Source organism: Pseudomonas sp. NBRC 111133, assembly GCF_001320605.1.
GTDB lineage: Bacteria > Pseudomonadota > Gammaproteobacteria > Pseudomonadales > Pseudomonadaceae > Aquipseudomonas > Aquipseudomonas monteilii.
Window position 1 is genome coordinate 129348 of record NZ_BCBJ01000062.1, and the last position, 22816, is coordinate 152163.

The following is a 22816-nucleotide window of genomic DNA, read 5'->3' on the forward strand; positions in this document are numbered from 1 at the left end:
TCCCACAAAAGAGGCCGGCGCTACACTCGGAACTGCCGCAGCAACTGTTCCAGCTCTTTGCTCAACTGCCCCAATGCCACCCCGGCATCGCTGGACTGGCGCGCCGCATCGGCCGTCTGCTGGGACAGCCCGGCGGTATCCAGCACATTGCGGTTGATTTCCTCGACCACATGCGACTGCTGCAAGGTGGCGCTGGCAATGGAGGCATTCAGCGCGGTCAGGTTGGTCAGTGCTTGGTTGATGGCATCCAGGCTGGCGCCGGCTTCGCGGGCCTGCTCGACGGTTTGGCGCGAGGCTTCGCTGCTGGTGTCGATGGCTTTGACCGCTGCGTCCGACTGGCTTTGCAGGTGTTCGATCATGGTATGGATCTCGGCCGTCGATTGTGCCGTGCGCTGGGCCAGCAGGCGAACTTCGTCGGCGACCACGGCAAAGCCACGGCCTTGTTCCCCGGCCCGCGCCGCTTCGATGGCCGCATTCAACGCCAGCAGGTTGGTCTGCTCGGCGATGGAGCGGATGACATCGAGCACTCCGCCGATGCGCGTGCTGTGGCCGGCCAGGTCGCGAATCACCTGCACGGCCTGGTCGATGGTCAGCGACAACCGGTCGATCTGCGCCAGGCTGCCATGAATTGCTTGCTGGCCATGGGTTACCTGCTGCTGCGCGGTGCGCATTTCCCCGACGGCCTGTTCGGCGGTCTTGGCTACGTCCTGCACGGCATAGGTCACCTCATTCACAGCGGTGGCTACCTGGTCCATCTGTAGCGATTGTTGGGCGCTGTGCTGCTGTGCGGCGCCTGCATTGTCGCCGACGTGCCCGGCGGACTGGGCCAGCGCGTGGGCTGCCCCTTGCAGCTGGCCGACCACACCCTGCAGCTTGCCGTTGAAACGGTTGAAGTGCTCGCCCAGGTGGGTGATTTCGTCACGGCCGTGGGTGTCCAGGCGCCGGGTCAGGTCGCTTTCGCCGCTGGCGATATTGCCCATGGCCTGCACAGCCTCTTGCAAGGGGCGGGCAATGCTGCGCGCAATCAGCAGGACCACCAGTGCCATCAGCAGGGCAATGCCCACGCCCACCAGCGAGGCATCGCGCAACTGGCGGGCGAATTCGGCCTGCACGTCATCGACGTACACGCCCGAACCGATAATCCAGCCCCAGGGTTTGAACAGCTGTATATAGGAGGTCTTGGCGACCGGCTCGCTGGCACCAGGTTTGGGCCAGCGGTAGTTGACCGGCCCTGCATCCTGCTGGCGGGCCAGGGCGACCATTTCGTTGAACACGGCAAAGCCGTCGGGGTCGCGGATGGCAGAAAGGTCCTGGCCATCGAGCTTGGGGTTGGCCGGATGCATGATCATCTTTGGCCCCAGGTCGTTGATCCAGAAGTAGTCATCGTGGTCGTAGCGCAACGCACGTACCACCTGCAGTGCCTGTTGCTGGGCAGCTTCGCGGCTGAGCGTACCGGCCGCCTCCAGCCCTTGGTAATAGGCCAGCACGCCCGCGGCGGTCTGCACCACATGGCGGGTTTTTTCCGCTTTGGCCTGGTAAAGGTCACCGTGGATCTGGCGCAGCATGAGCAGGCCAAGCACCACCAGCATGGCCACCGCCACCACAAGGATCAGCCACAGGCGCCGGCTGATCGACATCGATCTCAACGTGTTCATCCAGGAGCTCCCGCATTGTTCTTTTTATTGAGGTGCATCCAAGCATGCTTTGCGACAGGTCCCCACCCGACTAATGGCTAAGTGCTATCTTTGAAACAGTCTGCAGCAGGTCGCGTAAAGCGATTGCAAAGGCGCTCTGCTAGGATTTCGGCCGCGTAAGATGAAACCTTTAGCGGGCGTGAACTTTTCTACTGGCGTTGCGCCCAACAGTCGCTGTAAAACAGCCGGGCCGCGTGCGGCAAATTCAAGCAAATCAAGAACAAGGGGCCCGCAGCAAGCGGCGCTCCATCCGGGGGAATGATGGATTTTTGGACTGCCTTTCAGGCAATCATCTTAGGCGTGGTCGAAGGGCTGACGGAGTTTCTGCCGATCTCCAGTACCGGGCACCAGATCATCGTCGCCGACCTGATAGGTTTTGGCGGTGAGCGGGCCATGGCATTCAACATCATCATTCAGCTGGCAGCGATCCTGGCGGTGGTGTGGGAGTTTCGTGGCAAAATTTTCGAAGTGGTGTTTGGCCTGGCCAGCCAGCCCAAGGCGCGGCGTTTCACCGGTAACCTGCTGTTGGCGTTCATGCCGGCGGTGGTGCTGGGCGTGCTGTTCGCCGACCTGATTCACGAATACCTGTTCAACCCGATCACCGTGGCGGCGGCATTGGTGGTGGGTGGCATCATCATGCTCTGGGCCGAGCGCCGCGAACACCGCGTGCAGGTGGACCATGTGGACGACATGCGCTGGAGCCATGCGCTGAAGATCGGCTTCATCCAGTGCCTGGCAATGATTCCGGGCACTTCCCGCTCGGGCTCGACCATCATTGGCGGCCTGCTGTTCGGGTTGTCGCGCAAGGCCGCGACCGAATTTTCGTTCTTTCTGGCGATGCCGACCATGGTCGGCGCGGCGGTGTATTCGGGTTACAAATACCGTGACCTGTTCCAGCCCGGTGACTTGCCGGTATTTGCCGTTGGTTTCGTGACGTCGTTCATTTTCGCCATGATCGCCGTGCGGGCGTTGCTCAAGTTCATTGCCAACCACAGCTACGCGGCGTTTGCCTGGTATCGCATTGTGTTCGGCCTGCTGATTCTGGCGACTTGGCAGTTCGGCTGGGTTGACTGGTCGACAGCGCATGGCTGAGGTGTTGCGCGGGCAACGGGCGGAGGGCGTACGCAATATGCGCCTCAAACTGCTGCTGTTGGGGGGGCTGTGCCTGTTGCCCGGGCTGGGCGCTGCGCGCATGGCCTGGAACGACCAGGCCTGGTGGCTGCTGGCGCTGTACCCGGCGATGAGCCTGATCAGCCTGTTGCTGTATTGGCAGGATAAGCAACAGGCGCGTACCCAGGCCTGGCGTACGCCCGAGAAAGTGCTGCATGCCAGTGAGCTGTTGGGTGGCTGGCCGGGGGCACTGGTGGCGCAGCAGGTATTTCGGCACAAGACACGCAAGCTGTCTTACCAGCTGGTGTTCTGGGGGATTGTGCTGGTACACCAGGTGTTCTGGGCGGACTGGCTGTTTTTTGAGGGGCGTTATCTGCCCTTAACTTGATTATTGCCTGTACCGGCCTCTTAGCGGGCACGCCCGCGAAGAGGCCGGTACAGGAAACTACATCACCAACCCCACCTGCAATCGCTTCGGCAAGCGCCGGACCACCAACTGGTGCGAGCGCTGCAGCAAATCTCTAAGCTCATCACGTCCCATGGGATAGGGCTGCGCCATGCTGATCCATTTTGCTCGCGCCAGATACGGCGCAGGTCGTACCCCTGGGCGGTCGCAGTAGCCGAGAAACAGTTCATCGGCCACTTTGAACGACAAACCCGCACCGGCCAGGTCGAGCACGGCGAACATCTTGTTGCCAGCCACTGAAAACACCCGAATGCCACCCCATTTGTAGTCTTCCCGCGCACCCGGCAGGCTCAGGCAAAACGCTGCCACTTCGGCTTCGCTCATTTTCCTTTCAGACATACCGTTCTCCACAGGCCTCGAATGATGCTGCCAGGTGATCGATCCATACCCGCACTGCAGGCAGTACACCCCGCCGGTGGGGGTATACCGCTTGCAGGTAGCCACCCGGTAGCGACCAGTCTGGCAGCAGGCGCACCAGTTCGCCGCGCTCCAGTTCTTCCTCGCAAAACATGCTGGGCAGGGCAGTGAAGCCGAGGCCGGCTCGTACAGCAGCATTACGTACTACGAAATCATCAATGGCCAAGCGCGGTTCCAGAGCGATTTCCTGCTGCTTGCCATGAGGGCCGAACAAGCGAAAGTGTACCAACCGGTCTGCTTCGGCGGCGCCCAGCACGGGAAGTGACGCCAGCTCGGCAGGTTCACGAATGTGATCGGCGAACCCGGGCGCAGCTACCAGTTGCATTTGCGCCTGGCGAAGGCGGCGGGTGACCAGCGCCGGGTCTTCATCGCCCAGGTCACGCACGCGCAGTGCCACGTCGATGCCTTCGGAAATCAGGTCGACCCGGCGGTTGAGCAGCACCATGTCCAGTTGCACCAGCGGGTACTGCTCAAGAAAACGGCTGATCACATCTGGCAGGAATGCGTGTGCCAGCGCCACCGGGCAAGACACCCGCAAGCGCCCGCGCGGTTCACTGCTCATGCTGGCGACGGCTTCATCGGCCGCTTCGGCTTCCAGCAGCATGGCCTGGCAATGATGCAGGTAGCGTTCACCTACTGCGGTGAGCTTGAGCTGCCGCGTGGTGCGTTGCAGCAGGCGCGTGCCAAGGCGCTCTTCCAGCTCGGCGATACGCCGCGACAGGCGCGACTTGGGGATACCCAGCTGGCGCCCGGCTGCGGCGAATCCACCGGCTTCGACGACGCGCGCGAAGTAAAAGAGGTCGTTAAGGTCTTGCATGGGCCTGTCTCACTGTTCCACCTGTGGGACAAACTAACGCATTTTTGCCTCCTTATCAGCCATTGCGCACCCCGGTAGGATTCTCCCCATCGTGATCGCCCACTGGCGCGGTCTTCAATCACAGGAGAGTCCCATGAAACTGTTGCACATCGATTCGAGCATCCTGGGCGACAATTCCGCTTCCCGCCAGCTAAGCCGTGAAGTGGTCGAGGCCTGGAAAGCCGCCGATCCAAGCGTGGAAGTGGTTTACCGTGACCTGGCCGCTGACGCCATCGCCCACTTTTCTGCTGCCACCTTGGTAGCAGCTGGCACCCCTGAAGACATGCGTGATGCTGCCCAGGCTTTTGAAGCCAGGCTCAGTGCTGAAACCCTGGAAGAATTCCTGGCTGCTGATGCTGTAGTCATTGGTGCGCCGATGTACAACTTCACGGTACCGACCCAACTCAAGGCCTGGATCGACCGCGTGGCCGTTGCCGGCAAAACGTTCCGCTACACCGAAGCCGGCCCGGAAGGCCTGTGCGGCAACAAGAAAGTGGTGCTGGTTTCCACTGCCGGTGGCCTGCACGCTGGCCAGCCGACAGGCGCCGGGCATGAGGACTTCCTGAAAGTGTTCCTGGGCTTCATCGGTGTCACCGACCTGGAGATCGTCCGCGCCCATGGCCTGGCCTATGGCCCGGAACACCGTAGCCAGGCGATTGACGCCGCCCAGGCTCAGATTGCCAACGAGCTGTTTGCAGCTGCCTGAACCTTTGTAGCAGGCCGTTTCAGGCAACCGGTATGGCGGGATCAGCCGCTTCCAAAGCCGCTGTACGATCTGCCGCTGGCGGGTAGATCCACACGGAGTTGATCTGCGATTTCAACACCTTGGCCTCGACCTTGGCGGTCGCGCTCGCCGGTAATCTGTTCGGTGAGCGGGTTGGCCTTGAAACCTACTGTCCAGACCACCGTACTGGCAAGGTAGGCCCTATCGAGGGTCAGCAGTGTTACCAAGGCCTGCGGGAGTGCTTCAAAATGTTGGCGGCGTGATCACCCAGATCACCACGGCATCCACTTCGCCGGGGTTGCCATAGCGATGGGGTTCCTGGCTGGAAAAGCTGAAACTGTCGCCTTCACCCAGCTGGAAATGCCGCTCGCCCACCCAAAGCTCGAAGCTGCCGCTGAGGAGGTAGCCGGCTTCTTCGCCCTCATGGCTGTAGCTTTGCTGGCTGTAGGTGCCCGGGGGGAAGCGTGAGTGCAGGATTTCCAGCTGGCGGTTGGGTTGGGGGGTGAGCAACTGATCGACAATGCCATCTTCGTAATGCACGCTCAGGCGGCTGTTGCGTCGTACCACGTAACCTTGGTCTTCGGGGGCGGTGCTGGCTTCGCTGGCAAAGAACCACTGGATGGTCACGCCCAGGCTGCGGGCGATGTTGAACAACGCGGGGATCGACGGATAGGAGAGGTTGCGCTCCAGCTGGCTGATGTAACCGGCAGTCAGTTCACTGTGTGCAGCCAACTCCGCCAGGGTCATGCCACGGCGCTTGCGCAGGCCGCGGATGCGGGTGCCCAGGAACTGCGGCGCGGCGCCCCCGGCTTCACTGGCGGGGGGCTGGGGAAGTTGGCTCATGTAGGTCGGTCCATCGTAAAAGCCGCAGTATGTACAGCCTCAGAGCGACCAGGCAACCGTCAGGCCGTCGTGAATCGCTTCTTCGGCGGTGCGTGGCGCCAGGCAGTCGCCAACACGCCGAACTTCCACCAGGCCGGCCAGCTCGCTGGCCAGCCTGTCTTCAGGCTGATGGCCCAGGCACAGCACCAGGGTGTCGATACCCTCGAAGATCATCGGCTCGCCACTGGCAGTGTGCTGCAAGTACACCGTGTTGTCGTCGCTGCCATACAGGCGCGCGTACGGGGTGATGGGGATGCCCAGGCGATGCAACTCGCCGGCCAGTTGATCGCGCACGTACAGCGGCAGGCTTTCGCCGCAATGGGTACCGTTAACCGCCAGCTGCACGTGATGCCCCTCGCGCACCAGGCGTTCGGCGATGCCCGGGCCGATCCAGTCGCTGCGCCAGTCGATGACCAGCACCGAGCGCCCCGGCTTCACTTCATTGCGCAGCACCTGCCAGGCGTCCACCACTTGCAAGTCGCCAGTGCGTTCGAACGCTGGCCAGTAAGGAGTGGCACCGGTGGCGGCAATGACCAGGTCGGGGCGCTCGCGCTCGACCAAGGCGCGGTCGACCCGGGTGTTGCGCACGACTTCCACGCCGGCCAGGGCCATTTCCCGCTGCAGGTTGGTGCTGGCCCCTCCGAACTCGGCGCGGCGCGGTAGCAACTGGGCCAGCAGCACCTGGCCGCCGAGTTGGGGGCCAGCCTCGTACAGTGTTACCTGGTGCCCTCGGGCAGCGGCCACGGCGGCGGCCTTCATGCCAGATGGCCCACCGCCGGCCACGAGGATGCGCTTGGGTGTGACCGTGGGCGTCAGTTGCCCGTACTGCAGTTCTCGACCGGTTTCGGGGCGCTGGATGCAGGAGATGGCCAGGCCACGGTGGAAGTGGCCGATGCACGCTTGGTTGCAGGCGATGCAGGCGCGTACATCTTCGACCTGGCCGCGTTCGGTTTTGTTCGGCATCAACGGGTCGCAGATCAAGGCACGGGTCATGCCGCAGACATCGGCCTGGCCGCGGGCCAGAATCAGTTCGGCATCCTGGGGCTGGTTGATGCGCCCGGTCACGAACAGCGGGATAGCCAGCTGTTGCTTGAAGGCAGCGGCCTCGCGTGCCAGGTAGGCGGGCTCAATGGCCATGGGCGGCACGATATGCACGGCGCCACCCAGTGACGCTGAGGTACCGGCGACGATGTGCAGGTAGTCGAGTTGGCCCTGCAAGGCAATTGCGGCGGCCAGTGACTCGTCCTCGCTCAGGCCTTGGCTGTCACGTTCGTCGGCGCTGATGCGCAGGCCGATGATGAACTGCTCATCGGTGGCGGCGCGCACGGCGGCCAGCACTTCACGCAGGAACCTCAGGCGTTGTTCCAGTTCGCCGTTGTAGCCGTCGCTGCGCAGGTTCACCCGTGGGTTGAGGAACTGCGCGGGCAGATAGCCATGGCTGGCCACCACCTCGACACCATCCAGCCCGGCCTGCTGCAGGCGGCGGGCGGCGCTGGCGTAGCCCTGGACGATTTCATCGATCATCGCCTGGTCCAGCGCGCGGGGCATGACGCGGAAGCGTTCGTTGGGCACCGAAGACGCCGAGTACGCCACCGCCAACAGGCCGTCTGCCGACTCCATGATCTCCCGCCCGGGGTGAAACAGCTGCGAGAGCACCACAGTACCGTGCGCATGGCAGGCTTCGGCCAGCTGGCGGTAGCCGTCGATGCAGGCATCGTCGGTGGCCATCAGCACATGCGAGGTGTAGCGGGCGCTGTCATGCACTCCGGCAACTTGCAGCACGATCAGGCCGACGCCCCCGGCGGCGCGGTCGCGCTGGTAGGCGATCAGTTTGTCATTCACCAGATTGTCGGTAGGCAGGCAGGTGTCATGTCCGGTGGACATGATGCGGTTCTTTAGGCGTTTGCCGCGGATCTGCAAGGGTTCGAACAGGTGAGGGAAGGCGGTCTGCATACAGGCGGCTCCAGTGCGGTGTTGTTCTTGTTTTGTTTATTAAAGTGTAGCCTTAGTAAAAAAATAACGTTTTTATTTACTGATACGCAACGGGGTTTTGTTCACCCTCACGGCGGGCGTGAGCTCACAAATGAGCGCCTTGACTGGAAACGCCTGGGCCATGCCGCCGAACTGATCCTGATGGAGCCGGGCAGGGGCTTGAGGCAGGGGGAGCTGGCGGACCCGGATGCACTGCAATTGGCATGGGCGGCGCTGTTGCGGATGCTGGAAAAGACGGCGCCTGGCTTTCGGGATTGAACGGATGCAGTAACAGTCACTGTTGCGCAACCCTTGGCCACAACTGTGCTGGTCGCAGCCAAAGGAATAGTCTTATGCTGTAACGAAATATGTCTAGACAAGCCTGAAGAAGGAACCCGCAATGCCGCTCAAGGACCTGCTCATCGCCCTGGTGGTGATTGTCGCCTGGGGAGTCAACTTCGTGGTCATCAAGGTTGGCCTCGATGGCTTGCCGCCGATGTTGCTGGGGGCATTGCGCTTCTTGTTGGTGGCGTTTCCGGCCATCTTGCTGGTCAGGCGGCCCAAACTGCCGTGGCGCTGGCTGATCGCCTACGGGGCCACCATTTCGCTGGGCCAGTTCGCCTTTCTGTTCCAGGCCATGTACAGCGGCATGCCGCCAGGGCTGGCCTCGTTGATTTTGCAGTCACAAGCGTTCTTCACCCTCGGTTTCGCGGCGTTGTTCCTGGGTGAGCGGCTGCGCCTGGCCAGCGTGCTGGGGCTGTTGGTGGCGGCCAGCGGCTTGGCATTGATCGGCAGCGAAGACGGCGGCCATGTGCCCATGCTGGCGCTGGTGCTGACCCTGTGCGGCGGTGCCATGTGGGGCCTGGGTAACATCATCACGCGACGGTTTGGTTCGGTTGACCTGGTGGCACTGGTGATCTGGGGCGGCCTGATCCCGCCGTTGCCGTTCCTGGCGTTGTCCTGGTGGCTGGAAGGGCCTGAGCGCATTGGCCATGCGCTGGCCAACATCAGCTGGAGCTCGGTGCTGGCGTTGGCGTACCTGGCCTTTGTCGCCACCATGCTTGGCTACAGTTTGTGGAGCAAGCTGTTGTCACGCCATCCGGCTGGCAAGGTGGCACCTTTTTCGCTGCTGGTGCCGGTGATCGGCCTGAGTTCGTCGGCATTGCTGCTGGGCGAACGGCTGACCGCAACCCAAGGCTGGGGGGCATTGCTGGTCATGGCCGGGTTGCTGGTGAACGTGTTTGGCGCGCGGCTTGGCCAGCGCTTGCGCGCGGCCAACGCGTAAAGCGGCCCTATCTGCCGGACTGCGCTCTGTTAGAATCGGCCTCTTTTGCCAGGCCAGCGGAGCGCACCCATGATCATTTCCACCACCAGCCAGCTCGAAGGCCGCCCGATTGCCGAATACCTGGGCGTGGTCAGCTCCGAATCGGTGCAGGGCATCAACTTCGTGCGCGATTTCTTTGCACGCTTTCGTGATGTTTTCGGCGGCCGTTCGCAAACCCTGGAGAGCGCGCTGCGCGAGGCGCGCGAGCAGGCCACCGAAGAACTCAAGGCTCGGGCACGCCAGTTGCAAGCCGATGCAGTAGTGGGTGTGGATTTCGAGATCAGTATGCCGTCGGTACAGGGCGGTATGGTCGTGGTATTTGCCACCGGTACGGCAGTGCGCTTGAAGTAGAGCGGGTTGCCACTGGTCGGCTGCCGGAATCTTGTCCGGTCGGTCCGCAAATGACCAGCTAGTCTCATTCTCACAGGCCGCGTTTCCTGGGCAGCTCTTCTGGTTGCCGACGCGACCGCCACTGGAGGGAGACAGGGCATGAGCGAATCCTTTTTCGAAGACCTGAATGACGCGTTCCCGATCAACAGCCAGGTGCGTTGCGGTCAGGCGGCCTTTCGCCTGGGCTTCGCCCACATGACGCTGGATGATTCCGAACAGCTCCAGCCTGCACACCTGCAGCGCAGCAAAAAAGGCCGCTTCATGCCGCGGGTTCCGCTGAAGAAGTGATCCCGCCCCCGTACATGATCCCGCTGAATGGCGGGGTTTTTATTGCGCTTTGTTGACCCGCCTCATGGCATTGCCGGGTAGCACTCGCCGGCTGGCCGAGGTTGTGGTTTTCTGGCGGGGCATTCCAGTAACGGAGGATTGAATGCTCATGCGAGTCAGGGAACAGACCTATTGGCAGTGGGCCGACGCCCAACTGCACAGCCGCAGCCACGATGAAGCCCTCAGTGACGGCACCACGCTGGATGTGCAGGTGCGCCTGTCGCGCCTGGGGGCCACTCAGCTGTTTTTGGGGTTGTACGCTGGAGATGGGCGCGCACTGTTGGAGGAGTACTACCCGACACGGCCGGGCGAGACCATGACCCGCGCCTTGGTATGGGGTGTCGACCGCGCCAGGGCGATGGCAACCGGTGCCTTGCCCTTGCCAGAAACCTGCAGCCAGCGGCGCCAGGCATGAAAAAGCCCGGCCAAAGAGGGCCGGGCTCAGGTAAAGGCGGGAACCCTCAATTGAGCGGTTCGATCACCTTGACTGCCTGCTGCTCACGGGCAGCGGGCCATTCTTGTTGCAGGGTCTGCAGCACGCGGCCAACGAACTCGGTGTCTGCGGCGGCCTTCTTGCCAACGTAGCCCTGGCCACGGCGGTAGACCTTGAAGCGTGCACGCATGCTGGGCAGGTGCTCTTCAAATTCATCTTCGACGGTGTTCGGTGGCAGGCGGTCGAGGCGCACTTCACCGGTTTGGCTGACCCACAGCAGGTGGTCGTCAAGGCTGTCTTTGCGCACGGCGAACAGCTGGGCCAATTGGTCGATAGTCGGATTGTTGTTCAAGTTCATCATAAAGCCCCCATTACCCATTCGTAGGTGATTTTCACAGTTGGCGCTACCACGGTGTAGCGCACTACCAAGGCTGCTACAGCAGCATCGCAACAGGGGCTTTCTCACGCTGCCTTTTGGACAGTTTCCCTCTCCACGGACGGCCTGCGTTACCGCGCAGGCCGTCTGGAACACCCTTGCCACCGCTCCCGATCGGGGAGACGGCTTCATCATGCACAAGGGCGATGAACGGCGTCAACCATTTTGTAGTGAATATTTTCTGGCACTACATTTCTGTCGTTTTGTTTGACAATCGCTGCTCGTACTAAAGGCTGGACAGTATCTCGAAGGCGGCGCGCACCCGCGCTTCGTTCGGGTAGTTTCGGTTGGCCAGTAACACGATCGCCAGCTGTTCGGAAGGCACGAACGCGGCGTAGGCACCAAAACCGTTGGTTGAACCGGTCTTGTTGTACCAGGCAGCCGGCTGGGCGGGCAGGGCCGGTTGCAAGCGTGTGGTTGCTTGGGGTTCACGGATCAGCCGCGGGCTGTTGCCATCGACCAGTGTGGCCAGGGTTGCCGGGTAGGCGTAGCGTTCCCACCCCAGGCCCTGCGTCATGGCGCCGACCTGGAAGTAGCCTTGCTGGGTGATGTCGATGGCTTTCACCAGTGCCGGTGGCAAGCCTTCAGGCTGCATCTGCAGGCGCACGTAACGCAGCAAGTCGCTGGCACTGGTCTTGATGCCGTAGGCTTCGTCGGCGTACGGGCCGGGGCCGACGCGCACCGGTTTTCCGGCGGCATCGTACCCTTGGGCATAAAGGCCCTGGGCGCTGGCCGGGATGTGCAGGTAGGTGTTCTCCAGGCCCATTTTCGGCAGCAGGCCTTCGGTCATCAGTGTGGCAAACGGCTGGTGCTGCGCGCGGGCGGCAAGGTCACCAAACAAGCCAAGGCTAGGATTGGAATAGCAGCGTTGCGTACCGGGCTTGGCGTGGGGCTGCCAGTGTCGGAAGAAATCGACGACCTGCTGCGACGTCTGCACCGCATCCGGGAACTGCAAGGGCAGGCAGTCGGCACTGTAGGCGCCCAGTTCCAGCACCGTGGCGTCGCCGATGGGCGTGCCGGCCAGCGCCGGGTGGTAGCGTTTGGCCGGCGCGGTGAGGTCCAGCTGGCCCTCGGCACTGGCCAGTGCCGCCAGGGTGGCGGTGTAGGTCTTGCTCAGCGAACCGATCTCGAACAGCGTGTCACGGCTCACCGGCACGTTGTCGGCCTTGCTGGCCACGCCGTAGCTGAAGTAGTGCGCGTGGTCGCGGGCGTAGATGGCCACGGCCATGCCGCTGATGCCTTGCGCCTGCATCAGTGGGCGGATGATACGGTCTACCTTGGCTTGCAGCTGGTCATCGGCCTGGGCGCCAGCATGGCCCAAGGTGAGGGTAATGGCGGCAGCAAGCGCGGCCAGGCGGGAGAGGGGCATGGTGGGGTCCTTTTGTGGCGCGTGTCCGTTGAGCGATACCGGTGGGGGTTCCGGCGTTAGCGGCGAAAAGCCGCAGACCTTATCGTTTGCCCTTGCACAATGACAAGATGGACACAGTGATGAAGTATTTGCGCATGTTATTCGACAATTTCACCCTGGCCTTGCTCGGGGTGGTGCTGATTGCCACCGTGCTGCCTTGCTCAGGGGATGGCGCAGTGTATTTCGGCTGGCTGACCAACCTGGCCATCGGCCTGCTGTTCTTCCTGCACGGCGCCAAGCTGTCGCGCGAGGCGATCATTGCCGGTGCCGGGCACTGGCGCCTGCACCTGCTGGTGTTCTCCTGCACGTTCGTGCTGTTCCCGCTGCTGGGCCTGGCCTTCAAGCCGCTGTTCGTGCCGCTGGTGGGCAATGAACTGTACCTGGGCGTGCTCTACCTGTGTGCCTTGCCGGCTACCGTGCAGTCGGCCATCGCGTTCACTTCGCTGGCCCGTGGCAATGTGCCGGCGGCCATTTGCAGTGCTGCCGCATCCAGCCTGCTGGGCATCTTCCTTACCCCGTTGCTGGTGATGCTGCTGCTGGGCGCCAGTGGCGACACCGGCTCCGGCCTGGATGCCGTGCTGAAGATCACCTTGCAACTGCTGGTGCCGTTCGTGGCGGGGCAGATTGCGCGACGCTGGATCGGCGCCTGGGTCAAGCGCAATGCTCGTTGGCTCAAGGTGGTGGATCAGGGCTCGATCCTGCTGGTGGTGTACACCGCCTTCAGCGAGGCAGTTGTCACCGGGCTGTGGCACATGGTATCGCCGCAGCACCTGGCCGGGTTGTTCGCCGTGTGCGGGATTTTGCTGGCGGTAGTGCTGTTTGGCACGCGTCTGCTTGGCAAGGTGCTGGGCTTTGGCCTGGAAGACCGTATCACCATCCTGTTCGCCGGCTCCAAGAAGAGCCTGGCGACCGGCGTGCCGATGGCCCAGGTGTTGTTCGTGGGCAGCGGCATTGGTGCGATGATCTTGCCGCTGATGCTGTTCCATCAGATCCAGCTGATGGTCTGCGCGGTGTTGGCGCAGCGTTATGCCAGCCGAGAGCAAGTGGCAGAAGAGGCATCGGTGGCGTCCTGAAAAACCAAGCGCAGCGGGCGTGCCCACAGCGTCGCGCACCGCTGCTGCTATCTGGCCTGGCCCGAGCCGCGTTCGCGCAGTGCCTTGCCCACCTCGGCCTCGATCTTGTAGGCCGGTCCCTCCAGGTCGTCGTAGTTGCGCGTATAGCGCCGGGCGAATTCCTCTACCCCCAATTCCTGATATTGCTGCACATGCTTGAGCTCATGCGCCCACAGGGCCACGTTGTTCTCGGCATCGTCGGCCCGCCGGAAGATGATCGTGTCGATCAGCGTCACAGCGTTCACATCAGGGTTCTGCAACACTGCATTGGCCGCGCTCATTTGCTGTTCGTCACCCACCCGGAAGCGCGCTGCGTCAAGCACGGCAAAGTTGTACCAGGGTTCGAGTTGCGCCCGGATATGCAGCGGGATCGGCTCGACGCCGTTGGCGGTGGCATCATCCCTGGCCTGGCGCAAGGCGAACGTCAGGCTGGAGGACGCCATGACCTCCACATCCTTGAGAATCTGGCCGGCCTGACCCGGGTCTATCGGCGCACAAAAACACCCCATCAGGCACACCTGGTATTGCCCGGGTGGGCACGCTTGTTCGGCAAGCGCGGGCAGCGCCAGTGTGAGGCCCAGCAGCAGGCTAATCCGCTTCATGCAGGGCCTTTTCGACAAACTGGCGGCTTGCGTCCAGCACCTGCGACTGCACACCCTCAGTGGCCAGCATGCGCCCGACCATCAACGCACCGACGCATTGGCTGATGAGCACCCAGGCCAGTTGATCATCCTCCAGTGTTGCACGCCAGGCCTGGTGAAGGCTGACCAGCCAGTGCTCGGCCTCTTCGCGCACGGGCGCGGCGGCCCGGGCGATTTCCACACCCAGCGGCGGCAGCGGGCAGCCACCCTCGGCATTGTGCAGGTGGGCCAGGCTCAGGTACTGCTGTAAGCAACGGCCCAGCCGCTCGCGGCTTGCGCCCGAACTGGTCAGGCGTGCCAGTGGGCTGTTGCACAGCTCCTGGCGTACCACTTCGGTGAACAGGTCATCTTTGGACGGGAAGTGGTTGTAGAAGGCGCCGCCGGTCAGGCCAATCGCTTTCATCAGCCCGGCCACGCCGGTGCTGGAAAAACCTCCCCGCTTGGCCAGCGCGCCGCTGCTGGCCAACAGCCGTTCGCGGGTTTGCTGTTTGTGTTCATTGGAGTAGCGCATTCACATGCCTCTGCCGGCGGGCTTGACGATGACCGCGATCTTAACATAGCGTTCGTTTACTAAACGATCATTCACCAATGGAAGCAGGCATGGCAGAACAACAAAAAGTAGTGCTGGTGATTGGTGCGGGCGACGCCACTGGGGGTGAGATTGCCAAGCGCTTTGCCCGCGAGGGTTATGTCGCTTGCGTGACCCGGCGCCAGGCCGAAAAACTGCAACCGCTGCTGGAGGAAATACGCGCTGCCGGTGGCCAGGCCCATGGGTTTGGTTCTGATGCGCGCAAGGAGGATGAAGTGGCCGCGCTGGTGGAGACTATCGAACGTGATATTGGCCCTATCGAGGCGTTTGTCTTCAATATCGGTGCCAATGTTCCCTGCAGCATCCTTGAAGAAAGCCCGCGCAAGTACTTCAAGATCTGGGAAATGGCCTGCTTTGCCGGTTTTCTCACGGCTCAAGCAGTTGCCCGGCGCATGGTCCAACGTGAGCGTGGCACCCTTCTGTTCACTGGCGCCACCGCTGGCACGCGTGGTGCAGCCGGGTTCGCCGCTTTTGCCGGGGCCAAGCATGGCTTGCGTGCCCTGGCCCAGAGCATGGCGCGCGAGCTGGGGCCACGGAATATTCATGTCGCGCATGTGGTGGTAGACGGGGCCATCGACACGGCCTTCATCCGTGACAGCTTCCCCGAGCGTTACGCCCTCAAGGACCAGGATGGCATTCTCGACCCCGCGCACATCGCCGACAGCTACTGGTTCTTGCACGCCCAGCCGCGAGACGCCTGGACATTCGAACTGGACCTGCGCCCCTGGATGGAACGTTGGTAAGCCCCTCTCACCCAGCAAGGACCGAAACCCATGCACAACACTGTCGATTTCTATTTTGACCTGGGCAGCCCGGCCAGCTACCTGGCCTGGACGCAACTGCCGGGCCTGTGCGCTCGCCAGGGGGCCACACTGCGCTACCGGCCAATGCTGCTGGGAGGGGTGTTTCAAGCGACTGGCAATGCTTCGCCGGCCATGATCCCGGCCAAGGGCCGCTATATGTTCACCGACCTGGCGCGCTTTGCCGCACGTTATGGCGTGCCGTTCGGCATGCCGCCGGGGTTCCCGGTCAATACGCTGAGCTTGATGCGCGGCGTTATGGGCACCCAGCTGCATTCACCGGAGCGGTTCGAGCCATTGCTGTCGGCGCTGTTCAATGGGCTGTGGGCGCAGCGGCGTAACCTGGGCGACAGCGCCGTTCTGGATGAAGCACTGACAGCGGCAGGCTTCGATCCACAGGCTTTTCACGCACTGACGGCTGACGGTGACGTGAAGGCGGCGCTCAAGCAGGCGACCGAGGCGGCTGTGGCGCGTGGGGTGTTTGGTGCGCCGACCTGTTTTGTGGGTGAGGCGATGTTCTTTGGGCAGGACCGCCTGGACTTTGTCGAGGAAGCGCTGTTGCACACAACGTGAAAGCTGCCGCTATCACTGTGGGGGCGGGCAAGCCCCCACACATCGAACAGTCAGAAGTTCGCCGGAGTGTTGGCGCTGATGATCTCGGCCTCGTCCGGGCCAATGTTCTTGAAACTGTGCGGCAGGGTAGTGGGAATGTAGTAGCCATCGCCCGAGTTGAGGACGCTGACCTGGCCATCGACCCACAGCTCCACGGTGCCGCGAGTGACCAGGCCACATTCTTCGCCCTCGGCATGCACGATCGGCTCGCCCGAGTCGGCGCCGGGGGCATACAGTTCACGCAGCATGCGCATCTGTCGGCCTTCGACACTGGCACCGACCAGCAACATGCGCAGACCGTTACGGCCCAGGTCGGGCTGTTCGCCACCCCGGAACACGTAGCGCTCTTCACGCACCGGCTCGTCGAAACTGAAAAACTCCGCCAGGCTCATGGGAATGCCTTCAAGCAGTTTTTTCAGGGAGCTGACCGAAGGGCTGACGCGATTCTGCTCGATCTGCGAGATCGTCGAATTGGTCAGCCCGCTGCGACGGGCCAGTTCCCGTTGGGAGAGGTTGTTGCGTTCACGCACCAGTTTGAGTCGCGTCCCCGTGTCCATAGCCGCCTTGTAATCAGAGGTGTCAATAATAATGAGCGATGCGCATTAAAACACACTCTGCGCGCTTGCGCGCTGTGCTTGTCAAAGCCGCTGTTCACGCGGTATTGGCCACAACCCGACCAGCAACAACAGCACGGCCACGGCCAGGAATGGCAAGCGCGGATCGAGGGCATACACCAAGGTACCTGCCAGTGGCCCGAACACGGCGCCCATGCCTTGTGCCGCGCCAATGGAGCCGGCTGTAGCGCCTTGTTCAGACGCCTGCATGGCATTGGCCGCCAGCGCTGAGAACGACGGGAAGACAAAGCCCATGCCGGCTGCCGCGACGAAGTAGCACGCCCATAGCCAAGGTGCGGTAGCCGCGAGCGAGCCGCAGGCAAAGCCGATGGCCGAAAGCGTGGCGCCTACCCGGATCATCTTCAGCGGTGGCCATTCCAGCTTGCGCAGCAGTATCTGCGACAGCATCAGTGCCACGCCCACGGTAGTCAGCGCGATGCCGGCGGCCTGGGCCGCTTCTGCCGGGCCCAGGTGCAGGCGGTCGAGGGCGAAGAAACCGACGACGATCTGCGACACGGTGACACTGAGCATGGCGCTGAACGCCACCAGCAAGGGCCGACGCAGGCGTGGGTCGCCCAGCCGCACCGGGCTGGGGGCGTGGCTGTGGGGCAGTGCCTGCGGCTTGAGGGTGAACAGCAGCACAAGGAAGGCGCTGGCCGGCAGCAGCGACATGATATGGAATGGCAGGCTCAGACTATGCCGCGCCAGTAGCGCAGCCAGCGCTGGCCCCACCACCAGGCCGACAGCGTTGGCCGCCCCTAGCGAGGCCATGGCGCGCGCGCGTCGCTGTGGCTCGACATGGTCGGCAATCAGTGCGTTGCAGCCCACCGGGATGGCGGCATAGAAAGCGCCGATACAGCCGCGCGCGACCATCAGGCCGAAGAAGGCCAGGGTCGCCCCCGGCATGAAGCGCAGTGCGCCTTCGACGAACAGGCACAACAGCCAGTACGCCAGGGTGAACCCGGCAGTGCCCAGCAACAGAATGCGCCGGCGGCCCAGGCGGTCTGAAGCCCGGCCCCAGGGCCGGGCCAGCAGCACCCAGACCACGCCGGCCACCGTTACGGCGGCGCCGGCCTGCCAGGTGGCCATGCCGAGTTGGCGGGCGATCGGGCCGATCAGGGCGACGAAGGCCATCATCGACATGGTACAGGCCATGTTGGCCAGCAGCAGTGGGCGTAAGTCCAGCGTGCTGGCAGGTAGAAGGGTTGCAGAGTCCTTTGCGACGTTCATGGGCAGTCCAGGTAGTGCGGCAAGTGAAAGCCGGCCATATTAAGGATAATTATCGTTTATCGAGCCCCTGGGCTGCTGCCGGTCAGTCGTTGCGACGCAGGGGGCCAGGCCACATGCTACGCAACACGCCGTCGCGGCGCACCCATGCGTGCATCAAAGCCGCCGCCACATGCACCAGCACCGTGGCGAACAGCAGGTAGCCGGCCCAGCCATGGGCCTGACGCAGCACGGCATACAACTGCAGGTTGTGCGGAGCGATGGCGGGCAAGCCCAGCGGGCGAGGGTATCCGCCGGCCGACAGCATGGCCCAGCCCAGCAACGGCATGGCCAGCATCAGGGCATAGAGCAACAGGTGCGAGGCCCCGGCGGCCCAGCGCTGCAGTGTCGGCAGCGCCGGCGGCAGCGGCGGGTGAGGCACGGCCAGGCGTACAGCGATGCGCAGCACGACCAGTACCAACAGGGCCAGGCCGGTGGCCTTGTGCAGGCTGACCAGCACGGGGTGGCGCGGCGACAGGTCGGCGACCATGCTTACGCCGATGAACAACATGGCCAGGATCAGCACGGCCATCAACCAGTGCAGCAAACGGGCGAACGGGTGGAAGGCTTCGGGTCTCATGGCTGGGCTCCGATGCTGAGCGATTCACGGCTGCGGCGATTGAACGATTCCGAATAGGCGGCGGAGCGGGCGGCGAGAATCGGGTCGCCTGACGCCTCGATGCCGTGCGGCAGAATCAGCGGGTCAAAGTTGAGGTCGCGGCAGGCCCCTTGTTCCGGAGCGTCGACCTGCTCCAGCACCAGGGTGCCGGCGTCTACGCTGCGCCGCTCGGTGGGCCAGGGGCGGGCAGGATCGTCCACTGCATCGCCCGGGTCGGCCAGCACCAGGCGCAGCGTCCAGCGCAGCGGGCCTTGGGCCAAGCGTTGCTGCAGGTCGTGTTGCAGGAACTGCTTGTCATCTACTTGGGCGGGCAACGCGGCAAACGCGGCTTGTGGCTCTAGCTGCCAGCGCACCGGGTGGGCCACCCCGGCTGCGTCGATCAGGCGGAAGGCATTGATGCTGTGGTATTGCGTGCTGGCGAAGCTGTCGCTGGGCTTGTAGCTGGCCGCCCATTGGCGAAATGCCGCGCTTTGCGGGTGGGCAGCGAAGAACGCCTGCAGCCTGGCGGGGTCTGGCTTGTGGGTGGTTGGGTCTGGTGCGCCCGCCAGTACTTGCTCGTAGAACTCTTGTGGGGTGCTGACCGCCAGCACTGGCGGGTTGTTCATGCCGGTGCGCCAGACCTGGCCGTCGTCGGTGCTCAGCTGGATCGCCAGGCTGCGTACCGGAATGCCGGTGTCCGGGGCAAACGGGTTGGCACCGCCGATGGCGAAACGGCCGATCACCGGTACCCGCGACTGGCTGAATGCTCGCGCCGTGGACAGCTTGGCGGCCTGCCCGCTGGCCTGGAAGTAGCCGCTGACGCACAGGCCTTTGGCGTGGTTCTTGCGATAGCCCGGGTAATGCCCGGCCTGGGCTTCGAAGGTGTCGATGATGCGCTGCGGCGTCAGCCGGCTTTCGCCGAGCCAGCCGGCGGCATAGGCAAAGCCGGCGCCTGCGGCCAGCATCACGGCGCCGATGGCAGCCAAGCGCAACGCTTTGGCCGGGCCGTGCAAGGGTGAGTTCATGGTCATCGTCCGGTTGGGGAATGTGCCGGTACGACGGCTCAGGGAAAAACTTATTCCCTCGGCGGGAATAGAATTTGCCGCCAGGCGTCTGCCTTTTACACTGACAACTCCAAAGGCCGGGACTTTGCCATGCACGATCTGGACGACCGCCAGTGGCGCGAGCTGCTGACCCGCCTGCGCCGCTTTGCCGTGTGGCTGACCCGCGAGCCGGGCAGCGCCGACGACCTGGTGCAGGCCACGGTCGAGCGGGCCCTGAGCCGGCGTGACCAGCAACGCGATGCTGATGCGCTGCGCGCCTGGCTGTTCACCATTCTTTATCGGCAGTTTCTCGACGGTAAACGCCGCGAGCGCCTGCATGCGCGCTGGTTGTCCTGGTTTGGCCGCGCCGAGCGCGACGACGAGCCGGTTGGCGACAACCTCGAAGCCATCGTCCTGGCCCAGGCCGACCTGCAGGCGTTCGCCCGGCTGTCGGCAGAGCAGCGCGCCCTGTTGCTGCTGGTCAGCATCGAAGGTTTGAGTTACAAGGAGGCTGCCCAGGCCTTGGGCATTCCCATCGGCACTGTGATGTCGCGCCTGTCGCGCGCGCGCAATGCCTTGCGCGAACTGACCGAGGGCAACCCGCAGCCCCCGGCCTTGCGGAGACTGAAATGACGCGCCTGATCCCCAGCGAAGACGAATTGCACGCTTACGTCGATGAGCGCCTTGGGCCTGTGCGCCGGGCCGAGGTGCAGGCCTGGCTGGTGGCCAACCCACAGGCTGCGGAGCGGGTAGAGGGCTGGCGTGCCGATGGCCGCCGGCTGCGTACCGCGTTGGCCGGGTTTGGCGAAATGCCCGGGGCCGCGCAGCTGGACCTTGGGCAGTTACGGCGGCAATTGCGTCAGCGTCGTCAGCGGCGCTGGGCGACGGCGGCGGTGGTTATGCTGGCGTTGGGAGTGGGAGGGCTGGGCGGCTGGCAAGTGCGCGATGCCACGCTGGCGCGGGTCGACCTGCCCATGGCCGATGCCGTCCAGGCGCACCGCTTGTTTGCCGACAGTCAGGCGCTGGATATCCAGGCCAGCGACCCGGGGCAGTTGCGCGACTGGCTGGGTCGACATTTCAATCGCGTGGGGCAATTGCCGGATTTGGCGGGCTATGGTTTCAAACCAGTAGGCGCTCGCTTGCTCAGCAACGAGCAGGGGCCGGCGGCCCTGCTGGTGTTTGAAGATGGCAAAGGCCAGCGCATCAGCCTGTTCCTGCGCTCACCGGGCGAGCTTTATCGGCGCATGCCGGACGGGCAGCGGGTCGATGGTCAGCTGGAGGCAAGGTATTGGTCGCATGGGGCTTACAACTTTGCCCTGGTCAGCGCGGCGGACGATGTGCGCGGGGCGAGGGTGGGGGAGGCGTTGCGGCTGGGTTTGTGAAGATCAGCTTCGCCGTCAAAATTGCCGGGGCCGCACAGCGGCCCCAGTGCAGCCTTTTAGGTCAGTTCAACTCCAGCCAGATCGGTGCATGGTCCGACGGCTTTTCCATCCCGCGCAGTTCATAGTCCACACCCGCCGCTTTGATCCGTGGCACCAGTTGCTGCGAGGCCATGATCAGGTCGATGCGCAGCCCACGCTTGGGATCGTCCTCGAAACCACGGCTGCGGTAGTCGAACCAGCTGAAGCGGTCGGAAACATCCGGGTAAAGGTGACGGAAGCTGTCGACCAGCCCCCAGCCTTTCAACCGCTCCATCCACTCACGCTCTTCCGGCAGGAAGCTGCACTTGCCGGTCTTCAGCCAGCGCTTGGCGTTGTCCGGGCCGATACCGATATCGCAGTCCTGCGGCGAAATGTTCATGTCGCCCATCACCAGCAGCGGCTGGTCGTTACGGAACTTGTTCTCCAGCAGTGCCTGCAGGTCGCTGTAGAAGCGCTGCTTGGCCGGGAACTTGGTGGGGTGGTCGCGGCTTTCGCCTTGGGGGAAATAGCCATTCATGATGGTGATCGGGTTGCCATCGGCATCGGCGAAGGTGCCCCAGATAAAGCGGCGCTGGGCGTCTTCTTCATCGGTTGCAAAGCCTTTGTGCACGCTAAGCGGTGCCTGGCGCGACAGCAGGGCCACGCCGTAGTGGCCTTTCTGGCCGTGGTAGTGCACGTGGTAACCCAATGCCTGCACGTCGGCCAGCGGGAACTGATCGTCGCTGACCTTGGTTTCCTGCAGGCCGATCACGTCCGGCTGGTGCTTTTCTATCAGCGCCGCCAGCTGGTGCGGGCGGGCCCGCAGGCCGTTGATGTTGAAACAGACGATCTTCATGGAAAGATAATCCCGGTAAAAGGCGCGATGCTAGCCGACATCGCTCGTCATCACCAGCGTGGCGGCCAGGCGAACCTGCTGCTAACGTGCTGTTGGGGGTGAACGAAGCGCGCTGGGGCACCTCCAAGGCACCGTACGCCCATTCCAGGAGGTCTGCCCGCAATGCCCGATACCAACGCCGCCCCGGCCCGTGTCTGCCTGCTTGATGATGGTTACAGCCGCGAGGCGCGTTCGCTGCTGTATAACGCCTACCGCCATGAACCCACCTTTGCCTATATTTTCGAGGCCCAGCGCCCAGGGTATGAGCGGCGCCTGCGGGTGATGGTGCGCGAATGGGTGCGCCAGCATTTCTACCTGCAGTTGCCTGCCATCGGCCTGCTGGTGGAGGACCGCCTGATCGCCCTAGCACTGATCGTGCCGCCGCTGCGCCGACTGGGCGTGGCCGACAGCTGGGCCTGGCGCCTGCGCATGATCCTGGGTACGGGCCCGCGCTGCACGCGGCGCTACATGGACTACCAGGCCGCACTGGCTACCTGCCTGCCCACCGACCAAGTGCATGTACTGCCGTTGCTGGGCGTACACCCGCAGTTTCAGGGTAAGCACTACGGTGAGCAATTGTTACAAGCGGTGCACGACTGGTGCGCGGACGACCCTGGTACCCAGGGTGTGGTGCTGGACACCGGAAACGAGCATTACCTGGCCTTTTACCAGCGTCAGGGTTATGAGGAAATTGGCGAAGTGGCTGTAGGCCCCATCCGGGAAAGGGTGTTCTTCCATCCGAATCCGGTCTCTTCAAATTCCGCTTTTGCCTGAACAGGCTGCCAGGCGCCTCCCTTGAGCGCCTGGC

The 22816-nt window shown here is 63.4% G+C and carries 27 protein-coding genes and 1 pseudogene; 14 read left to right on the top strand and 14 right to left on the bottom strand.

Annotation, left to right across the window (positions count from 1 at the left end; genetic code table 11):
* Positions 1-20 precede the first annotated feature (20 nt).
* Positions 21-1655 (bottom strand): methyl-accepting chemotaxis protein McpP, encoded by a 1635-nt coding sequence (gene mcpP, locus APH36_RS13165; protein WP_060498980.1) that lies wholly within the window; start codon positions 1653-1655, stop codon positions 21-23.
* 300 nt (positions 1656-1955) lie between these two features.
* Here mcpP and APH36_RS13170 point away from each other — a divergent pair, with 300 nt between their 5' ends.
* Together APH36_RS13170 and APH36_RS13175 are read left to right on the top strand one after the other, a co-directional pair.
* Positions 1956-2786 (top strand): undecaprenyl-diphosphate phosphatase, encoded by an 831-nt coding sequence (locus APH36_RS13170; protein ID WP_060499048.1) that lies wholly within the window; start codon positions 1956-1958, stop codon positions 2784-2786.
* On the top strand, positions 2779-3192 hold the full coding sequence (locus APH36_RS13175) for a DUF1294 domain-containing protein (RefSeq protein WP_060498981.1): 414 nt from the start codon (positions 2779-2781) through the stop codon (positions 3190-3192). The genes APH36_RS13170 and APH36_RS13175 overlap by 8 nt, the downstream gene beginning before the upstream one ends.
* Before the next feature lie 57 nt (positions 3193-3249).
* On the opposite strand, the gene APH36_RS13180 is transcribed toward APH36_RS13175, so the two are convergent.
* Both APH36_RS13180 and APH36_RS13185 read right to left on the bottom strand, forming a co-directional pair.
* Positions 3250-3609 carry an MmcQ/YjbR family DNA-binding protein gene (locus APH36_RS13180; protein ID WP_060498982.1) on the bottom strand — a complete coding sequence of 120 codons (360 nt, stop codon included), beginning with the start codon at positions 3607-3609 and terminating at the stop codon, positions 3250-3252.
* Positions 3602-4504, bottom strand: a complete 903-nt coding sequence (locus APH36_RS13185) for a LysR substrate-binding domain-containing protein (protein ID WP_060498983.1) — start codon at positions 4502-4504, stop codon at positions 3602-3604. The genes APH36_RS13180 and APH36_RS13185 overlap by 8 nt, the downstream gene beginning before the upstream one ends.
* A 133-nt stretch (positions 4505-4637) precedes the next feature.
* Here APH36_RS13185 and APH36_RS13190 point away from each other — a divergent pair, with 133 nt between their 5' ends.
* Positions 4638-5249, top strand: a complete 612-nt coding sequence (locus APH36_RS13190; RefSeq protein WP_060498984.1) for an FMN-dependent NADH-azoreductase — start codon at positions 4638-4640, stop codon at positions 5247-5249.
* Positions 5250-5510: 261 nt separating this feature from the next.
* On the opposite strand, the gene APH36_RS13200 is transcribed toward APH36_RS13190, so the two are convergent.
* Positions 5511-6110 (bottom strand): helix-turn-helix domain-containing protein, encoded by a 600-nt coding sequence (locus APH36_RS13200; RefSeq protein ID WP_060498986.1) that lies wholly within the window; start codon positions 6108-6110, stop codon positions 5511-5513.
* Positions 6111-6149: 39 nt separating this feature from the next.
* A complete protein-coding gene (locus tag APH36_RS13205) occupies positions 6150-8102 on the bottom strand; it encodes an FAD-dependent oxidoreductase (RefSeq protein WP_060498987.1) in 1953 nt (650 codons plus the stop codon).
* A gap of 186 nt (positions 8103-8288) precedes the next feature.
* Here APH36_RS13205 and APH36_RS31665 point away from each other — a divergent pair.
* From APH36_RS31665 to APH36_RS13230, 5 genes and pseudogenes are all read left to right on the top strand, one after another.
* A pseudogene (locus tag APH36_RS31665) lies at positions 8289-8399 on the top strand (class II aldolase/adducin family protein); the annotation flags it as partial.
* A gap of 121 nt (positions 8400-8520) precedes the next feature.
* Positions 8521-9405: an O-acetylserine/cysteine exporter gene (locus tag APH36_RS13215; RefSeq protein WP_019099052.1), complete on the top strand. Its 885-nt coding sequence runs from the start codon at positions 8521-8523 to the stop codon at positions 9403-9405.
* 69 nt (positions 9406-9474) lie between these two features.
* Positions 9475-9795, top strand: coding sequence for a YbjQ family protein (locus tag APH36_RS13220; RefSeq protein WP_060498989.1), 321 nt, complete (start codon positions 9475-9477; stop codon positions 9793-9795).
* A 138-nt stretch (positions 9796-9933) separates the two neighbouring features.
* The gene (locus APH36_RS13225; RefSeq protein ID WP_003253897.1) at positions 9934-10122 is read left to right on the top strand and encodes a hypothetical protein; all 189 of its coding nucleotides are present in this window, start codon (positions 9934-9936) and stop codon (positions 10120-10122) included.
* A 142-nt stretch (positions 10123-10264) separates the two neighbouring features.
* Positions 10265-10576, top strand: a complete 312-nt coding sequence (locus APH36_RS13230) for a hypothetical protein (protein WP_060498990.1) — start codon at positions 10265-10267, stop codon at positions 10574-10576.
* A gap of 46 nt (positions 10577-10622) precedes the next feature.
* On the opposite strand, the gene APH36_RS13235 is transcribed toward APH36_RS13230, so the two are convergent.
* Both APH36_RS13235 and ampC read right to left on the bottom strand, forming a co-directional pair.
* Positions 10623-10955, bottom strand: coding sequence for a hypothetical protein (locus tag APH36_RS13235; RefSeq protein WP_003253895.1), 333 nt, complete (start codon positions 10953-10955; stop codon positions 10623-10625).
* 301 nt (positions 10956-11256) lie between these two features.
* The gene (gene ampC, locus APH36_RS13240; protein ID WP_060498991.1) at positions 11257-12399 is read right to left on the bottom strand and encodes a class C beta-lactamase; all 1143 of its coding nucleotides are present in this window, start codon (positions 12397-12399) and stop codon (positions 11257-11259) included.
* 119 nt (positions 12400-12518) lie between these two features.
* On the opposite strand from ampC, the gene APH36_RS13245 reads away from it, so the two are divergent.
* A complete protein-coding gene (locus tag APH36_RS13245; RefSeq protein ID WP_374754791.1) occupies positions 12519-13511 on the top strand; it encodes a bile acid:sodium symporter family protein in 993 nt (330 codons plus the stop codon).
* A gap of 47 nt (positions 13512-13558) precedes the next feature.
* Here the strand turns inward: APH36_RS13245 and APH36_RS13250 are convergent, their stop codons facing one another.
* Positions 13559-14152, bottom strand: coding sequence for a DUF4157 domain-containing protein (locus APH36_RS13250; RefSeq protein WP_060498993.1), 594 nt, complete (start codon positions 14150-14152; stop codon positions 13559-13561).
* On the bottom strand, positions 14139-14702 hold the full coding sequence (locus tag APH36_RS13255; RefSeq protein WP_060498994.1) for a TetR/AcrR family transcriptional regulator: 564 nt from the start codon (positions 14700-14702) through the stop codon (positions 14139-14141). The genes APH36_RS13250 and APH36_RS13255 overlap by 14 nt, the downstream gene beginning before the upstream one ends.
* Positions 14703-14791: 89 nt before the next feature.
* Here APH36_RS13255 and APH36_RS13260 point away from each other — a divergent pair, with 89 nt between their 5' ends.
* Both APH36_RS13260 and APH36_RS13265 read left to right on the top strand, forming a co-directional pair.
* Entirely contained in the window at positions 14792-15523 is a 732-nt protein-coding gene (locus tag APH36_RS13260) for an SDR family oxidoreductase (protein ID WP_060498995.1), read from the top strand.
* Between the two features lie 30 nt (positions 15524-15553).
* Positions 15554-16153, top strand: a complete 600-nt coding sequence (locus tag APH36_RS13265; RefSeq protein ID WP_060498996.1) for a 2-hydroxychromene-2-carboxylate isomerase — start codon at positions 15554-15556, stop codon at positions 16151-16153.
* Positions 16154-16203: 50 nt separating this feature from the next.
* On the opposite strand, the gene APH36_RS13270 is transcribed toward APH36_RS13265, so the two are convergent.
* The 4 genes from APH36_RS13270 to APH36_RS13285 form a co-directional block, all read right to left on the bottom strand.
* The gene (locus tag APH36_RS13270; RefSeq protein WP_003248033.1) at positions 16204-16749 is read right to left on the bottom strand and encodes a cupin domain-containing protein; all 546 of its coding nucleotides are present in this window, start codon (positions 16747-16749) and stop codon (positions 16204-16206) included.
* 81 nt (positions 16750-16830) lie between these two features.
* On the bottom strand, positions 16831-18036 hold the full coding sequence (locus APH36_RS13275) for an MFS transporter (protein ID WP_060498997.1): 1206 nt from the start codon (positions 18034-18036) through the stop codon (positions 16831-16833).
* An 82-nt stretch (positions 18037-18118) separates the two neighbouring features.
* Positions 18119-18652: a cytochrome b gene (locus APH36_RS13280; RefSeq protein WP_060498998.1), complete on the bottom strand. Its 534-nt coding sequence runs from the start codon at positions 18650-18652 to the stop codon at positions 18119-18121.
* Positions 18649-19701, bottom strand: coding sequence for a catalase family peroxidase (locus tag APH36_RS13285; RefSeq protein ID WP_060498999.1), 1053 nt, complete (start codon positions 19699-19701; stop codon positions 18649-18651). Before APH36_RS13285 ends, APH36_RS13280 begins: the two co-directional genes overlap by 4 nt.
* Before the next feature lie 123 nt (positions 19702-19824).
* Here APH36_RS13285 and APH36_RS13290 point away from each other — a divergent pair, with 123 nt between their 5' ends.
* Both APH36_RS13290 and APH36_RS13295 read left to right on the top strand, forming a co-directional pair.
* The gene (locus APH36_RS13290; protein WP_060499000.1) at positions 19825-20346 is read left to right on the top strand and encodes a sigma-70 family RNA polymerase sigma factor; all 522 of its coding nucleotides are present in this window, start codon (positions 19825-19827) and stop codon (positions 20344-20346) included.
* Positions 20343-21095 (top strand): anti-sigma factor, encoded by a 753-nt coding sequence (locus tag APH36_RS13295; protein WP_060499001.1) that lies wholly within the window; start codon positions 20343-20345, stop codon positions 21093-21095. The genes APH36_RS13290 and APH36_RS13295 overlap by 4 nt, the downstream gene beginning before the upstream one ends.
* Before the next feature lie 61 nt (positions 21096-21156).
* On the opposite strand, the gene xthA is transcribed toward APH36_RS13295, so the two are convergent.
* The gene (xthA, locus tag APH36_RS13300; RefSeq protein WP_060499002.1) at positions 21157-21969 is read right to left on the bottom strand and encodes an exodeoxyribonuclease III; all 813 of its coding nucleotides are present in this window, start codon (positions 21967-21969) and stop codon (positions 21157-21159) included.
* A gap of 162 nt (positions 21970-22131) precedes the next feature.
* Here xthA and APH36_RS13305 point away from each other — a divergent pair, with 162 nt between their 5' ends.
* Positions 22132-22782 carry an N-acetyltransferase gene (locus tag APH36_RS13305; protein ID WP_019097051.1) on the top strand — a complete coding sequence of 217 codons (651 nt, stop codon included), beginning with the start codon at positions 22132-22134 and terminating at the stop codon, positions 22780-22782.
* Positions 22783-22816 lie beyond the last annotated feature (34 nt).

Bases quoted from the DNA above. Each gene is read 5' to 3' on its own strand.
- APH36_RS13255 (WP_060498994.1), bottom strand. From the start codon at position 14,702: ATGCGCTACTCCAATGAACACAAACAGCAAACCCGCGAACGGCTGTTG.
- APH36_RS13290 (WP_060499000.1), top strand. From the start codon at position 19,825: ATGCACGATCTGGACGACCGCCAGTGGCGCGAGCTGCTGACCCGCCTG.
- APH36_RS13245 (WP_374754791.1), top strand. From the start codon at position 12,519: ATGAAGTATTTGCGCATGTTATTCGACAATTTCACCCTGGCCTTGCTC.
- xthA (WP_060499002.1), bottom strand. From the start codon at position 21,969: ATGAAGATCGTCTGTTTCAACATCAACGGCCTGCGGGCCCGCCCGCAC.
- APH36_RS13225 (WP_003253897.1), top strand. From the start codon at position 9,934: ATGAGCGAATCCTTTTTCGAAGACCTGAATGACGCGTTCCCGATCAAC.
- APH36_RS13190 (WP_060498984.1), top strand. From the start codon at position 4,638: ATGAAACTGTTGCACATCGATTCGAGCATCCTGGGCGACAATTCCGCT.
- APH36_RS13200 (WP_060498986.1), bottom strand. From the start codon at position 6,110: ATGAGCCAACTTCCCCAGCCCCCCGCCAGTGAAGCCGGGGGCGCCGCG.
- APH36_RS13175 (WP_060498981.1), top strand. From the start codon at position 2,779: ATGGCTGAGGTGTTGCGCGGGCAACGGGCGGAGGGCGTACGCAATATG.
- APH36_RS13250 (WP_060498993.1), bottom strand. From the start codon at position 14,152: ATGAAGCGGATTAGCCTGCTGCTGGGCCTCACACTGGCGCTGCCCGCG.
- APH36_RS13260 (WP_060498995.1), top strand. From the start codon at position 14,792: ATGGCAGAACAACAAAAAGTAGTGCTGGTGATTGGTGCGGGCGACGCC.
- APH36_RS13275 (WP_060498997.1), bottom strand. From the start codon at position 18,036: ATGAACGTCGCAAAGGACTCTGCAACCCTTCTACCTGCCAGCACGCTG.
- ampC (WP_060498991.1), bottom strand. From the start codon at position 12,399: ATGCCCCTCTCCCGCCTGGCCGCGCTTGCTGCCGCCATTACCCTCACC.
- APH36_RS13180 (WP_060498982.1), bottom strand. From the start codon at position 3,609: ATGTCTGAAAGGAAAATGAGCGAAGCCGAAGTGGCAGCGTTTTGCCTG.
- APH36_RS13205 (WP_060498987.1), bottom strand. From the start codon at position 8,102: ATGCAGACCGCCTTCCCTCACCTGTTCGAACCCTTGCAGATCCGCGGC.
- APH36_RS13170 (WP_060499048.1), top strand. From the start codon at position 1,956: ATGGATTTTTGGACTGCCTTTCAGGCAATCATCTTAGGCGTGGTCGAA.
- APH36_RS13230 (WP_060498990.1), top strand. From the start codon at position 10,265: ATGCTCATGCGAGTCAGGGAACAGACCTATTGGCAGTGGGCCGACGCC.
- APH36_RS13295 (WP_060499001.1), top strand. From the start codon at position 20,343: ATGACGCGCCTGATCCCCAGCGAAGACGAATTGCACGCTTACGTCGAT.
- APH36_RS13185 (WP_060498983.1), bottom strand. From the start codon at position 4,504: ATGCAAGACCTTAACGACCTCTTTTACTTCGCGCGCGTCGTCGAAGCC.
- APH36_RS13305 (WP_019097051.1), top strand. From the start codon at position 22,132: ATGCCCGATACCAACGCCGCCCCGGCCCGTGTCTGCCTGCTTGATGAT.
- APH36_RS13235 (WP_003253895.1), bottom strand. From the start codon at position 10,955: ATGATGAACTTGAACAACAATCCGACTATCGACCAATTGGCCCAGCTG.
- APH36_RS13285 (WP_060498999.1), bottom strand. From the start codon at position 19,701: ATGACCATGAACTCACCCTTGCACGGCCCGGCCAAAGCGTTGCGCTTG.
- APH36_RS13270 (WP_003248033.1), bottom strand. From the start codon at position 16,749: ATGGACACGGGGACGCGACTCAAACTGGTGCGTGAACGCAACAACCTC.
- APH36_RS13215 (WP_019099052.1), top strand. From the start codon at position 8,521: ATGCCGCTCAAGGACCTGCTCATCGCCCTGGTGGTGATTGTCGCCTGG.
- APH36_RS13220 (WP_060498989.1), top strand. From the start codon at position 9,475: ATGATCATTTCCACCACCAGCCAGCTCGAAGGCCGCCCGATTGCCGAA.
- APH36_RS13280 (WP_060498998.1), bottom strand. From the start codon at position 18,652: ATGAGACCCGAAGCCTTCCACCCGTTCGCCCGTTTGCTGCACTGGTTG.
- APH36_RS13265 (WP_060498996.1), top strand. From the start codon at position 15,554: ATGCACAACACTGTCGATTTCTATTTTGACCTGGGCAGCCCGGCCAGC.
- mcpP (WP_060498980.1), bottom strand. From the start codon at position 1,655: ATGAACACGTTGAGATCGATGTCGATCAGCCGGCGCCTGTGGCTGATC.